13 protein-coding genes are annotated in these 13,384 nt (G+C 68.8%); 8 read left to right on the forward strand and 5 right to left on the reverse strand.

The genetic code is table 11. The features are described from left to right. Positions 1-88: 88 nt before the first annotated feature. On the forward strand, positions 89-625 hold the full coding sequence (locus tag LI92_RS01895; protein ID WP_152665301.1) for a PH domain-containing protein: 537 nt from the start codon (positions 89-91) through the stop codon (positions 623-625). Next, complete coding sequence (locus tag LI92_RS01900) at positions 622-2,118, forward strand: PH domain-containing protein (RefSeq protein WP_046315316.1); 1,497 nt, start codon at positions 622-624, stop codon at positions 2,116-2,118. Before LI92_RS01895 ends, LI92_RS01900 begins: the two co-directional genes overlap by 4 nt. Positions 2,119-2,134: 16 nt before the next feature. Here LI92_RS01900 and LI92_RS01905 read toward each other — a convergent pair whose 3' ends face one another. Further along, a complete protein-coding gene (locus LI92_RS01905; protein ID WP_046315318.1) occupies positions 2,135-3,829 on the reverse strand; it encodes a DEAD/DEAH box helicase in 1,695 nt (564 codons plus the stop codon). Positions 3,830-3,885: 56 nt separating this feature from the next. On the opposite strand from LI92_RS01905, the gene LI92_RS01910 reads away from it, so the two are divergent. From LI92_RS01910 to LI92_RS01920, 3 genes are all read left to right on the forward strand, one after another. Further along, entirely contained in the window at positions 3,886-4,587 is a 702-nt protein-coding gene (locus tag LI92_RS01910; protein ID WP_046315321.1) for a M24 family metallopeptidase, read from the forward strand. Between the two features lie 225 nt (positions 4,588-4,812). After that, positions 4,813-6,438, forward strand: coding sequence for a chaperonin GroEL (groL, locus tag LI92_RS01915; protein WP_046315323.1), 1,626 nt, complete (start codon positions 4,813-4,815; stop codon positions 6,436-6,438). 132 nt (positions 6,439-6,570) lie between these two features. Next, complete coding sequence (locus tag LI92_RS01920; RefSeq protein WP_046315325.1) at positions 6,571-7,905, forward strand: bifunctional adenosylcobinamide kinase/adenosylcobinamide-phosphate guanylyltransferase; 1,335 nt, start codon at positions 6,571-6,573, stop codon at positions 7,903-7,905. Here LI92_RS01920 and LI92_RS01925 read toward each other — a convergent pair. Both LI92_RS01925 and LI92_RS01930 read right to left on the reverse strand, forming a co-directional pair. Then, positions 7,886-8,287 (reverse strand): pyridoxamine 5'-phosphate oxidase family protein, encoded by a 402-nt coding sequence (locus tag LI92_RS01925; RefSeq protein WP_046315327.1) that lies wholly within the window; start codon positions 8,285-8,287, stop codon positions 7,886-7,888. The genes LI92_RS01920 and LI92_RS01925 overlap by 20 nt on opposite strands. Positions 8,288-8,313: 26 nt before the next feature. Then, entirely contained in the window at positions 8,314-8,700 is a 387-nt protein-coding gene (locus LI92_RS01930) for a hypothetical protein (protein WP_046315329.1), read from the reverse strand. A gap of 61 nt (positions 8,701-8,761) precedes the next feature. Between LI92_RS01930 and LI92_RS01935 the strand changes: the two genes are divergently transcribed. Beyond that, positions 8,762-9,778, forward strand: a complete 1,017-nt coding sequence (locus LI92_RS01935) for an aldo/keto reductase family protein (protein WP_046315331.1) — start codon at positions 8,762-8,764, stop codon at positions 9,776-9,778. A 4-nt stretch (positions 9,779-9,782) separates the two neighbouring features. Here LI92_RS01935 and LI92_RS01940 read toward each other — a convergent pair whose 3' ends face one another. Together LI92_RS01940 and LI92_RS01945 are read right to left on the reverse strand one after the other, a co-directional pair. Next, on the reverse strand, positions 9,783-10,586 hold the full coding sequence (locus LI92_RS01940) for a class I SAM-dependent methyltransferase (protein ID WP_286134787.1): 804 nt from the start codon (positions 10,584-10,586) through the stop codon (positions 9,783-9,785). A gap of 73 nt (positions 10,587-10,659) precedes the next feature. Beyond that, complete coding sequence (locus LI92_RS01945; RefSeq protein ID WP_046315335.1) at positions 10,660-12,384, reverse strand: N-acyl-D-amino-acid deacylase family protein; 1,725 nt, start codon at positions 12,382-12,384, stop codon at positions 10,660-10,662. 46 nt (positions 12,385-12,430) lie between these two features. Here LI92_RS01945 and LI92_RS01950 point away from each other — a divergent pair, with 46 nt between their 5' ends. Continuing rightward, positions 12,431-12,814 (forward strand): VOC family protein, encoded by a 384-nt coding sequence (locus tag LI92_RS01950; protein WP_046315393.1) that lies wholly within the window; start codon positions 12,431-12,433, stop codon positions 12,812-12,814. A gap of 10 nt (positions 12,815-12,824) precedes the next feature. Further along, a complete protein-coding gene (locus LI92_RS01955) occupies positions 12,825-13,352 on the forward strand; it encodes a mycothiol transferase (RefSeq protein WP_046315337.1) in 528 nt (175 codons plus the stop codon). Positions 13,353-13,384: the final 32 nt, after the last annotated feature.

A 13,384-nucleotide genomic window follows, 5' to 3' on the forward strand; every position in this document is an offset into this window, starting at 1 on the left:
CTCAGGTGGCGCGGCGTGCGCTGGATGAGTTGTCGCAGAAGCACGGTGACAGATGCGGAGCGGACCGCACCCTGCCATTCTCTCCTACATGGCGCAGCACGAAGACCAGTCCGACGAGATCATGTTGCTCGATCCCGCCACTCCGCCCAGCCCCCGCGCACCCCTGGTGTGGGCCATGGTCGGTGCGGTGCCCTGGCTGATGCTGGCCCTGCTGCAGTTGGGCTGGGCACTCGCCGACGAACAGGTGGCCGAAGCGACCGTGCGCTACCCGCAATGGCTGCACACCGCCGCCCTCGCCGTCACAGCGCTGGGCCTGTTGGTGTCGGTGGTGATCGCGCCGTTGTGGCGCTACCGCGTGCACCGGTGGGACATCAGCGACCGCGCGGTGTACACCCGCACCGGCTGGCTGGTGCAGGAACGCCGGATCGCGCCGCTGTCGCGGGGGCAGACCGTCGACACCTATCGGGGCCCGTTGGATCGGCTGCTGGGGTTGGCCAATGTGCGGGTGACGACCGCGTCATCAGCAGGTGCGGTGCACATCGTTGCGCTGGATGCCTCGGTCGCCGACTGGGTCGTCGAGCAGCTGACCGACATCGCTTCGCTGGGGCCAGGGGATGCCACATGAGCACCGGCACCGGTGAACCGGCCTGGCAGCGGCTGAGCCCGCGGATGCTGTTGGTGCATCCGCTGCACGAGGTGCTGCGTGAGCTGCCGCTGTTGATCGCCGTGGTGGTGTTCGGCTCAGCGACTGACAATCAGCTCTGGGTGCTGCCGCTGGTCGGGGTGATCGCCGTCGTGGGTGTGACGCGCTGGTTCACCACCAGTTACCGCATCGAACCGGATCCCGAATCCGGCCGGGTCCAGCTTCGCTCAGGTCTGGTGCGCCGCAAGGTGCTGTCGGTGCCGCGGAATCGAATTCGCTCGGTGGAGACCGACGCGCGGCCGCTGCACCGCCTTCTGGGTTTGACCGTGCTGCGGGTCAGCACCGGCCAGCACGCAGCCGGCGATACCGCCTTCGAGCTGAACGCGGTCCAGAGCAGCCAGGTGCCCCAGTTGCGGGCGATGCTGCTGGCGCATGCCGGGCAACCCGATCCCGGCACCGGAGCGGAGCCCGCATCGGCGACCGTCTTGGCGAGGTGGCATTCGTCGTGGCTGCGCTACAGCCCCCTGAGCCTGTCCGGGCTGGTGATGGTCGGCGCCGCGGTGGGAGCACTGTTTCAGAGCGGAGTCTGGGCGGCGCTGCAGGATTCGCCGGTGAGCAGGGACTGGATCATCGCCGCCGAGCAGTTCGGCCTTCAGCAGAGCGCGGTGCTGATCGCCGCCGTGCTATGGGTGGTCTCCATGGTGTTGGCGGTGCTGCGCTCCCTGCTGATGTACGGAAACCTGGTGCTGTCGCGCAGATCTGGGGCAGCGGGGGATGTACTGACGCTGAGCTATGGGCTGCTTCGGGTCCGTCACTACAACTACGACATGCGCCGGTTGCGTGGCGGAACAGTGCGCCGGCCACTGCTGGTGCGGGCGTTCGGCGGCGCGCGACTGGACGCGGCGATGACGGGAATCACCGGTGAGGGCCAGTCGTCGATCCTGCTGCCGCCGTGCCCCCGGGCAACCGCTGAGAACGTGCTGACCGGGTTGGTCGGCGACCCCGCGGTGGTCACCGGGCCGCTGCGTAAGCACGGTCCGGCCGCGGTGCGCCGGCGTTGGACCCGGGCGCTGATGGGACCGGTGATCCTGGGGGTGGGGCTCGCTGGTGCGGCGGTGGCTGGCGACGTGCCGCAATGGTGCTGGCCGGCCTGGGCGGCGGTGACCGTGGCCGCGGCGTTGCTGGCCGCCGACCGGGCGCGTGCCCTCGGCCATCGTGTCGACGCGCACTGGTTGTCGGCGCGCACCGGCAGTTGGGAACAGCGCCGGTACTGCATCGACACCGCCGGCATCGTCGGCTGGACCGTGCGCCAGAGCTGGTTTCAGCGGCGCGCCGGAGTGGCCACCCTGATCGCGGCCACCGCCGCCGGTGTCAAGGCCTACCGGGTGATCGACGTGCCGCAGGAGTGGGCCTGGTCGGTAGCGGCGCAGGCCTCGCCATGGGTGGCGCAGAGCCGCTGGACGCGGCGGGGTTGATCGACGGCGCCTTCGGCTACAGCTGCCGGATGGCCTCGATGCGCGCCCGCAACTGATCCGACGTCGCCGCCGCCACCGGGGGGCCGCCGCAGATCCGGCGCAATTCGTTGTGGATCCAGCCGTGCGGCTTGCCGAGACGATGATGTGCCGCCGACACCAGCGCGTTGAGTTCGTGACGCAGCGCCCGCAACTGACCATGCGTGGTCACCGGTGCCGGAGCGGCCCCACCCGCGGCCGCCACCTTCGAGCGGCGGTCCAGCTGTTCCTCCTGGCGGCGCCGCAGCAGGTCACGCATCTGGTCGGGGTCGAGCAATCCCGGGATGCCCAGGTAGTCGGCCTCTTCCTCGCTGCCGGCTGGGGTGGCGGTGCCGAACGAGGCGCCGTCGAAGATCACCTGGTCCAGCTCGGCGTCGGCCCCCAACGATTCGAATTTGTTCTCCATCTCCGAGGGCTCGTCGCGACGGCGCTCGGCCTCGGCGAACTCGTCGCGCTCGGACTCCCGGTGCGGTTTGCCCAGCACGTGGTTGCGCTGTTGTTCGAGTTCGCTGGCCAGACCCAGCAGTGACGGCACCGACGGCAGGAAGATGCTGGCGGTCTCCCCGGGGCGCCGCGACCGCACGAACCGGCCGATCACCTGCGCGAAGAACAACGGGGTGGACGCGCTGGTGGCGTAGACCCCGACGGCCAGCCGGGGCACGTCCACGCCCTCGGAGACCATCCGCACCGCCACCAGCCAGCGGCTGGTGGCCGCGGAGAACTGCGCGATCTTGTCCGAGGCCCCGGCGTCGTCGGAGAGCACCACGGTGGGGGCCTCGCCGGTCAGGTTCGTCAGCAGCTTGGCGTAGGCCCGGGCCGCCTTCTGGTCGGTGGCGATGATCATGCCGCCGGCGTCGGCCATGCCGCCGTCGCGCAGCTGGCGCAGCCGTTTGTCTGCGGCGGTGATGACCGCGGGCATCCATTCCCCGGCCGGGTCCAGTGCGGTGCGCCATGCGCGGGCGGTGTGCTCGGCGGTCAGCGGCTCGCCGAGCCGGGCCGAGTACTCCTCGCCGGCGCTGTCGCGCCAGCGCGCTTCGCCGGAGTAGGCCATGAACACCACCGGACGCACCACGCCGTCGGCCAGCGCATCGGTGTAGCCGTAGGTGTCATCGGCCACCGACCGCAGGTGGCCGGCGCCGTCGGGCTCGTAGTTGACGAACGGGATCGGGCTGTCGTCGCTGCGGAACGGAGTTCCGGTCAGCGCCAGCCGGCGAGTCGCGTCGGAGAACGCCTCGCGGATGCCGTCGCCCCAGCTCTTGGCGTCGCCGCCGTGGTGGATCTCGTCGAAGATCACCAGCGTCTTCATGGCCTCGGTGCGCACCCGGTGCCGGGCCGGGTGGCTGGCGACCTGGGCGTAGGTCACCACGACGCCGTGGTACTCCGAACTGGTCTGCGAGTCGGAGTTGGAAAACCGCGGATCCAGGGCGATGCCGTGGGACGCGGCGGCTGAGGCCCACTGCACCTTCAGGTGCTCGGTCGGGACCACGATGGTGATTCGCTCGACGGTGCGGTCGGCCAGCAGTTCGGCCACGATGCGCAGAGCGAACGTCGTCTTACCTGCGCCGGGGGTGGCGACCATCAGGAAATCTCGTGGCTTGGCGCTCAGATAGCGCACCAAAGCCCGGCGTTGCCAGCCCCGCAAAGCCCGGGTGCTGGGCGCTGGTTCAGCCCGCACCCGGTCTCCTATCTGATCAAGATCGAAGTCTAGGGCAAGTCGATAGCATCGCTGGTGTGTCCACCCCGCCGGAACCGGAAACCGTTCGAGTCGAGCGGCTTCGCGACGCGCAGGCCAAGGCGGGCGCGCTGTTCGACGAAATCGAGCGTCGTGCCATGGTCCGTCCCGGAGTCGGCGAGCGCCGGCTTTCCCAGGAGATCGCCGCGCTGGCCGCCGACCTGTTCGGGGTGACGCGGCACTGGCACCGGCGGGTGGTGCGGGCCGGGGAGAACACCCTGCTGCCGTTCCGCGCCGACCCGCCGGACCGGGTCATCGCCGACGACGACATCGTCTACCTGGACCTGGGGCCGATCTTCGAGCAGTGGGAGGCCGACTTCGGCCGCACCTTTGTGCTCGGCGGTGACCCGGACAAGCTGGCGCTGCGTGACGCGCTGCCCCGGGTGTGGAACGCCGGCCGGGAATTCTTCGAGGCCCACCCCGACATCACCGGTGCGCAGCTGTTCGACCACGTCGTCGGCTTGGCCCGGGACGAGGGTCTGGAGTTCGGGGCGCCGATCGCCGGACACCTGCTGGGGGAGTTTCCGCACAAGAAGATCAGCGGCGACGAAGCCCGGTTCTACGTCGCGCCCGGTTCCGATGAACCCATGCGCCGGACCGACGCCACCGGCCGGGTGTGTCACTGGATCCTCGAGGTTCACCTGGTGAACCCCGCCCGCGGGTTCGGGGGTTTCTACGAGCAGCTGCTCGACGTGGTCTGAGCCCCGGTTGACCGGCTGGATCGCCCCCTGCCGGATCCGAGCTGGCAACCTTGCACTCTCAAGGGGCGAGTGCTAAAAATGACGTTGGCACTCGCGACCGGCGAGTGCTAGGTCGGGACGGTGAGGTACGGGGCCGCACCTGCGGAGCACACCCACAGCCGTCCGTCGCGGGCACTGACCCGACCAACAAGACGTGCACCCCCTAACCGGAGGAATCACTTCGCAATGGCTAAGCAAATTGCGTATGACGAAGAGGCCCGTCGCGGCCTCGAGCGGGGTCTGAACGCCCTCGCCGACGCGGTCAAGGTGACGCTGGGCCCCAAGGGCCGCAACGTCGTCCTGGAGAAGAAGTGGGGCGCCCCCACGATCACCAACGATGGTGTGTCCATCGCCAAGGAGATCGAGCTGGAGGACCCGTACGAGAAGATCGGCGCCGAGCTGGTCAAAGAGGTCGCCAAGAAGACCGACGACGTCGCGGGTGACGGCACCACCACCGCCACCGTGCTGGCCCAGGCCCTGGTCAAGGAAGGCCTGCGCAACGTGGCCGCCGGCGCTAACCCGCTCGGCCTGAAGCGCGGCATCGAGAAGGCCGTGGAGAAGGTCACCTCGACCCTGCTGGCTTCGGCCAAGGAGGTCGAGACCAAGGAGCAGATCGCGGCCACCGCCGGGATCTCCGCGGGCGACCAGAGCATCGGTGACCTGATCGCCGAGGCCATGGACAAGGTCGGCAACGAGGGTGTCATCACCGTCGAGGAGTCCAACACCTTCGGCCTGCAGCTGGAGCTCACCGAGGGCATGCGCTTCGACAAGGGCTACATCTCGGGTTACTTCGTCACCGACCCCGAGCGCCAGGAAGCCGTCCTGGAGGACCCCTACATCCTGCTGGTCAGCTCCAAGATCTCGACGGTCAAGGACCTGCTGCCGTTGCTGGAGAAGGTCATCCAGTCCGGCAAGCCGCTGCTGATCATCGCCGAGGACGTCGAGGGCGAGGCCCTGAGCACCCTGGTCGTCAACAAGATCCGCGGCACCTTCAAGTCTGTGGCCGTCAAGGCTCCGGGCTTCGGTGACCGTCGCAAGGCGATGCTGCAGGACATGGCGATCCTCACCGGTGGCCAGGTCATCAGCGAAGAGGTCGGCCTGTCGCTGGAGAGCGCCGACGTCTCCCTGCTGGGCACCGCCCGCAAGGTCGTCATCACCAAGGACGAGACCACCATCGTCGAGGGCTCGGGTGACTCCGACGCCATCGCCGGCCGGGTGGCCCAGATCCGCTCGGAGATCGAGAACAGCGACTCCGACTACGACCGCGAGAAGCTGCAGGAGCGCCTGGCCAAGCTGGCCGGCGGTGTTGCGGTGATCAAGGCCGGGGCTGCCACCGAGGTGGAGCTCAAGGAGCGCAAGCACCGCATCGAAGACGCCGTGCGCAACGCCAAGGCCGCCGTGGAGGAGGGCATCGTCGCCGGTGGTGGCGTGGCCCTGCTGCAGGCCGCTCCGTCGCTCGAGGAGCTCAAGCTCGACGGTGACGAGGCGACCGGTGCCAACATCGTGCGCGTCGCGCTGTCGGCTCCGCTGAAGCAGATCGCCTTCAACGCGGGCCTGGAGCCCGGCGTCGTCGCCGAGAAGGTCACCAACTCCCCGTCGGGCACCGGCCTCAACGCCGCCTCCGGTGAGTACGAGGACCTGCTCAAGGCCGGCGTTGCCGACCCGGTGAAGGTGACCCGCTCGGCGCTGCAGAACGCGGCGTCCATCGCGGCACTGTTCCTGACCACCGAGGCCGTTGTCGCCGACAAGCCGGAGAAGGCGGCCGCACCTGCGGGCGACCCGACCGGTGGCATGGGCGGCATGGACTTCTAAGTCAGTAGCCAACGGGAAAGCCCGGTCCCCTCGTGGGGCCGGGCTTTTCTTCTGACGCCGAGCAGACGCAGAATCGCACGAAGTCGACGCATTGAGTGCGATTCTGCGTCTGCTCGCCGACGGGGAGGTGCCATGGAGATCGTGCTGCTGGGGACCGGCAGCGCCGACGGATGGCCGAATCCGTTCTGCGGGTGTGTTTCCTGCCGGTCGGCGACCGCAATCCGCGCCCAGACCGCGGCGCTGGTCGACGGGGCTCTGCTGCTGGACTGCGGGCCGGAGGCGCCGCGCGCTGCGATGCACTGCGGCAGGTCACTGGCGCAGGTCCGGCACATTCTGTTCACCCACGGCCACCCCGACCATGTCGGACCGGCGGCCCTGCTGATGCGGCACTGGACCGGGGCCACCGAACCGCTGGATGTGGTCGGCCCGGCCGGTGCACTCGAGCAGTGCCGGGACTGGGTGGCGCCGCACGATCCGGTCCGGTTCCACCCTGTGCGGGCCGGTGACCGAATCCGGCTGGGGGACTATGACGTGCGGGTGCTGGCCGCCGCCCACGGTTCCGACATCGGTGGCGACGCGGTGCTCTACGACGTGGGCTCCGCCGACGCGCGCATCCTGTGGGCCACCGACACCGGTCCGCTCCCCGAGTCCACCTACACCGCAGTGTCCGGGGCCGGCTATGACGCGGTCTTCCTGGAGGAGACTTTCGGGGCCTACACCGACCACGGCACCGAGCACCACGACCTGCCGGGGTTCGCGACGACGGTGGCGCGTCTGCGCGACTGTGCCGCCGTCATCGACACCACCGATGTTGTCGCGGTACACCTGAGCCACCACAATCCCCCCGAGTCGGAATTGACTGCCGTACTGTCAGATTCGGGCGCCCGACCAGGACGTGACGGTGAGGTGGTGCGAGTGGGGACAGCAGACGGTCGCGCCACCCGCACCCTGGTGCTGGGCGGCGCACGTTCCGGCAAGTCGGCGTACGCCGAGGCGCTGCTGGCCGGAGAGCCGGCGGTGACCTACCTGGCCACCGGTGGGGTGCGCGAGGGCGACCCGGAATGGGCGGAGCGGGTGCGGGCGCACCGGGTGCGGCGCCCGGACTCCTGGCACACCCGCGAGACGGCCGAGGTGGCCGAGGAATTGCGGTGCGCCCGCCAGGCGGTGCTGCTCGACTGCCTCGGAACCTGGCTCACCGCCCGAATGGACCTGCACCGCGTGTGGGACGGCGGCGACGGCTTGAACGCCGTCTCGGCCGATATCGACGAGCTCGTGGCGGCCTGGCAGGCGTGCCCGGCCCCGGTGGTGGCCGTGAGCAACGAGGTGGGCAGCGGCGTGGTTCCGCCCACCGCATCCGGGCGGCTGTTCCGCGACCTGCTGGGAGTGCTCAACGCGCGCGTGGCCGCCGAGTCCGACGAGGTGGTGCTGATGGTGGCCGGGCGACCGCTCAGGCTTCCCGCGGACTGACTTTGAGGTCGACGCAATCGCTGTAACAGGGTGTTTCGCCCGATGATTCGGGCGTTGCGACCCGGATCAAAACGGCTCGGCTGGGGGAGATCGTCACGCTCGCCAGCGCACCGGCATCGGACACCTGGGCGGTGCCGTCGACGATCACGGTGTAGCCGCCCGGAACCGGTGGTGGCCACATCACGGTCACATCCCCCGTGCGCGCTAGATTCGCCCGGCTGCGGCGACCGCCCAGCGCACCGATGCGCACGGTTTCGCCGCGCAGCACAGGCATCACCGGCACCGGATGTGGACGATTCTCGGCATCGACAGTGATCAGGTAGGCGTGGTCGCGGCCCGCCAGCTTCTCTGCGAGTCGATCGAAATCCACAGTAGAACTCATGAATTCGAGCCTAAACCTGCAGGCTGTCAATCTGCCTTGAGTTGCACGCAGTCATGGGCGGTGCCGACCGCCTGCTGGGTCCCGGCTTCGAACACCGGCCGGTGCAGCAGAGCTTTGGTCGGAGTCACCAGCACCGGAGCGGCCGGATCCGCGGGAAGCTCGGCCTGGCCGTCGACCAGCAGCGAGTAGTCGCCGACGTCGCGGGCCGGCCAGATCACGGTGACAGCCGTGCGAGACGACAGGTTGGCCCGGCCGTGCGATCCCATCGGGCCGACATCGAGCCGGACGCCGTCGAAGGTCGGGGTGATCGCGGTGGTGTGGATGCGGTAGTCGTCACCGACGGTGACCAGGAAGGCTAAGCGATAGTCGGCCAGCAGTGCGGCAAGGCGTGCGAGGTCGACGGGCTTGGCCATGACGTCGAGGATAGTGATCCGCCGGCAGACACATCCAGGTCTGGTGAGCCATGATGGCGTTATGGAATTTCGCTACCTGGGCAACTCCGGCCTGCAGATTTCGGAAATCACCTATGGGAACTGGCTCACCCATGGTTCGCAGGTGGAAAACGACGTCGCCACCGCCTGCGTGCACGCCGCGCTCGATGCCGGGATCACCACCTTCGACACCGCCGACGTCTACGCCAACGGGCGGGCCGAGGAGGTGTTGGGCGCGGCGCTGAAGGGCCGGCGCCGCGAATCGCTGGAGATCTTCACCAAAGTCTATTGGCCGATCGGTCCGGCCCCGTTGGGCCGCAATGACACCGGCTTGTCCCGCAAGCACATCATGGAGGCCATCGACGGATCGCTGCGCCGGCTGGGCACCGACTACGTGGACCTGTATCAGGCGCACCGCTACGACTCCTTCACGCCGCTGGAGGAGACCATGCAGGCCTTCGCCGACATCGTTCGGGCGGGAAAGGCGCTCTACATCGGTGTCAGCGAATGGACTGCCGAACAGATCCGGCACGCCCACGGATTGGCCCGGCAGCTCGGCATCTCGTTGATCTCGAACCAGCCGCAGTACTCGATGCTGTGGCGAGTGATCGAACCCGAAGTGGTTCCGGCCTGCGCAGAGCTGGGTCTGAGCCAGATCGTCTGGTCGCCGATGGCCCAAGGCGTGCTCTCAGGCAAGTACCTGCCGGGCCAGCCGCCGCCGGCCGGCTCGCGGGCCACCGATGAGAAGGGTGGTGCGAACTTCATCAAGCGTTTCATGACAGACGATGTGCTGACCCGGGTGCAGCAGTTGAAGCCGATCGCCGCGGAGCTGAATCTCAGCACGGCTCAGCTGGCGATCGCCTGGGTGCTGCAGAACGACAACGTCGCCGCCGCGCTGGTGGGGGCGTCACGGCCGGAGCAGGTCAGCGAGAACGTCAAAGCGGCCGGCGTGCGGATTCCCGAGGAGTTGCTGGCCCGCATCGATGAGGTGCTCGGTGAGGTGGTCACCAGCGACGCCGCGCTGGTCGCCCGCTCCACCCCGCAGCAGCGGCTGATCTAAGCGGCTACACCCGACACAGGATCTCACTGTTGAGGAATGCCAGCCAGCCGTCGGGCTGATCCGCCCAGGTACGCCATGCCAGCGAAATCGCCTGCAACTTGGCCTGATCGGCGGCGCCGCTGTCGAGCAGCTGTTCGGCGATGGCGGACTGCAGAATCCGATCGGCCCACATGGCACCCCAGTGCTGCCGATCGGCGGGCGTGGCGTAACACCATGCGCTCGCCGTCGGGATGATGTCGGTGAATCCGGCGGCGTGCGCCCAGGCCAGCAGATGCCGGCCCGCATCAGGCTCGCCGCCGTTGGCCCGCGCGGCGTCGCGATACAGCCGCAGCCAGTCGTCGAGCTCCGCCGACGCCGGATACCAGGTGAACGACGCGTAGTCGCTGTCCCGGGCGGCCACCACACCGCCGGGCCTGCAGACCCGGCGCATCTCGCGCAACGCGGTCACCGGATCAGCGACGTGTTGGAGCACCTGATGGGCGTGAACCACGTCAAAGCTGTTGTCGGGGAACTGCAGTGCGTGCACATCGGCGACCACGAAGTCGATGTTGTCCTGCCCCCGCTCGCGCGCGCAGGAGCGGGCCAGATCCAGCGCGCCGGGCACGGGCTCGACAGCCGTCACCCGGCCGGGTGCGACCAGAGCCGCCAGATCGGCGGTGATCGTGCCCGGCCCGCAGCCCACATCGAGCACCCGCAAGCCCGGTGTCAGCGACGGCAGCAGGTAGGCCGCCGAGTTCTGCGCCGTTCGAACCCGGTGGGCCCGCAATACCGACTCGTGGTGGCCGTGGGTGTAGCGGGGCGACGTCACGTATGACGACGGTACTCGCCGGAATCGGCGTCCCGCCGGCATCGCTGCGCGCGGAGTTGGCCAGGACGGCGGGTCAGGCCGGCGCCGGCTGGCGCCCGCGTACCAGCTTGCCCGGACGGGCTGCGGTGGGTTTGCCGTTCTCCGCGATGATCTCGCCGGAGACGATCGTCGCGACGTAGCCCTCGGCGGTCTGGTCCAGTCGGCGGCCGCCGGCGGGCAGGTCGTAGGTGACCACCGGCTTGTGCAACCGGAGATTCCGGTGGTCGATCACGTTGAGATCCGCCTTGTAACCGACCGCGATACGTCCGCGGTCGTCGAGTCCGGCGACGCCGGCCGGAGTAGACGTCAATTCGCGCACCGCCGCTTCGACGCTGAGCCGGCCGTCCGTGCGGTCACGCGCCCAGTGTGTCAGCAGATAGGTCGGAAAGCTGGAGTCGCAGATCATTCCGTAGTGCGCACCACCGTCTCCCAGGCCCAGCACCACGTCGTCGCGCCGCATCAGAGTGCTGACGGTGTCCAATGAGTGGTTCTCGAAATTGGCCAGGGCGTCGAGCAGGATCGCATGCCCGCCGTCGTCGAGCAGCCGGTCATACGCTTCCTCAAGGGGGGAGACACCTCGCGCTTTGGCGCGCGCCGCAATGCTTTTCGACGGGTCGGGTTCGTAGTCGGGGTCATCGCCGAGGGGGAACATCCAGTCCCAGGACTGGGTCATGTAGGCGATCGGGTTGGCGGCGGTGATCGTCGGGCGATCAGCGAGAATCCGTTGCCGCACCTCCGGTTTACGCATTTCGGCGACGCGCTGCTCCAGGGGCAGGTCGGCGATCTGCTGGTAAGCCGGGTACAGCATGAACGGGTGCATGCTCAGGTCCAGGCCGACCATCAACCCGATCGGGCGCGGAAAGACCTGCGCGGTGATCGAGGCGCCGGCGGCATTGGCCTGCTCCACCATGGCGATGGCGTCGTGCCACAGCGGAGGGCCGTAGTTGCCGATCAGCAGGCTGAACGTGACGGGCAGGCCGGCGTCGGTAGCGGCGTCGAAAACCTGTTGCAGGACGGGGCGGTAGGTCCCGGAGGGCAGATCGGGGACAAACTGGATCAACCCGCCGCCGCCGTCGGCCAGGCCGCGGCTGATTGCGAGCAGTTCGGTGTAGGCGGCGTCAAAGCTCGGGATCTGGGAGCCGGTCCCGGTGCGGTGGGTGTTCAGCCGCGACGACGAGAACCCCAGTGCTCCGGCTTCGGCGGCCTCTTTGGCCAGCCGGCGCATCTTCGCCAGGTCTTCGGCTGTCGCGGATTCGCGGTCCACACCGCGTTGGCCCATCACGTAGACGCGCAGCGGCGAATGCGGCAGGAAGGCCGCGACGTCGATGTCGCGGGGACGTTGGTCGACCGCGTCCAGGAACTGCGGGAAGGTCTCCCAGGTCCACGGCAGGCCGTCGGTCATCACAACGCCGGGAATGTCTTCCACCCCGGCCATCAGATCCACCAGCACGTCGTGGTCATCGGACCGGCACGGGGCGAAGCCCACCCCGCAGTTGCCCATCACCGCCGTCGTCACGCCGTGCCCCGACGAGGGATTGAGCCGATCCGACCAGATGGACTGCCCGTCATAGTGGGTGTGCAAGTCGACGAACCCCGGAGTGAGCAGCAGTCCGGTGGCATCGATCACCCGGCGTGCGTCGCCGGAGACCGCCCCGATCTCGGTGATGACGCCGTCGCGGACCGCGACGTCGCCGACATAGGGTCCGCCGCCCAGGCCATCGATGATCGTGCCGTTGCGGACCACGAGGTCGAGGCTCATCCGGTTAATCTACGACCCCGCGGTACCGCATGCCAGGATGTCTTTCGTGATCGACCACGTGGGCATCAACTGCGCCGACTACGCCACATCCCAGAAGTTCTACGACGCCGTGCTCGAGGTCCTGGGCTACTCGCGGCAACTGGACGTCGGCCCGGCCCTCGGCTACGGCCGCGACGGCAAGCCGACGTTCTGGATCGCCGATGCGGCCGCCGGCGACGCCACGGGGCCCAACCGCGAGGTCCACATCGCGTTCAGCGCCGTCGATCGCGAGCAGGTGCGGGCGTTCTATGACACCGCCGTGCGTCTGGGGGCCGAGGTTCTGCACGCCCCGCGGTTGTGGCCGGAGTATCACCCCGCCTACTACGGCGCCTTCGTTCGCGACCCGGACGGCAACAACGTAGAGGCGGTCTGCCACTGCCCCCAGGGGTAGCGTCGCAGGTATGAGCGACACCGCGACCACCGCACTGCAGCGCCTGCTGGCAGACGCGTTCACGCGGTTGATCGAACACGCCGACGAACTCACCGACGGGCTGACCGACGAGGTGGCCGACTACCGGCCGACCGAGCAGGCCAACAGCATCGCCTGGCTGCTCTGGCACAGCGCGCGGGTGCAGGACATCCAGGTCGCCCAGATCGCGGGCGTGGAGCAGGTATGGACCCGCGACAGCTGGGTGGACCGGTTCGGCCTGGACCTGCCGCGCGGTGACAGTGGTTACGGCCATGGTCCTGCCGAGGTCGCCAAGGTGCGGGCGCCGGCGCAACTGCTGGCGGGCTATTACCGCGGCGTGCACCAGTTGACGCTTAGCTACCTCGACACCCTCACCGTCGAGGAGCTGGACCGGGTGGTCGACGAGCACTGGGATCCGCCGGTGACGGCGGCGGTACGGCTGGTCAGCATCATCGATGACTGCGCGCAGCACCTGGGCCAGGCTGCCTACCTGCGGGGGTTACAAGGCCAAGCGCCCTAGACTTGACACCTGTCGAGGCGGGGTGCGATCCG

The organism is Mycobacterium sp. UM_Kg1 (assembly GCF_000972925.1).
GTDB lineage: Bacteria > Actinomycetota > Actinomycetes > Mycobacteriales > Mycobacteriaceae > Mycobacterium > Mycobacterium hiberniae.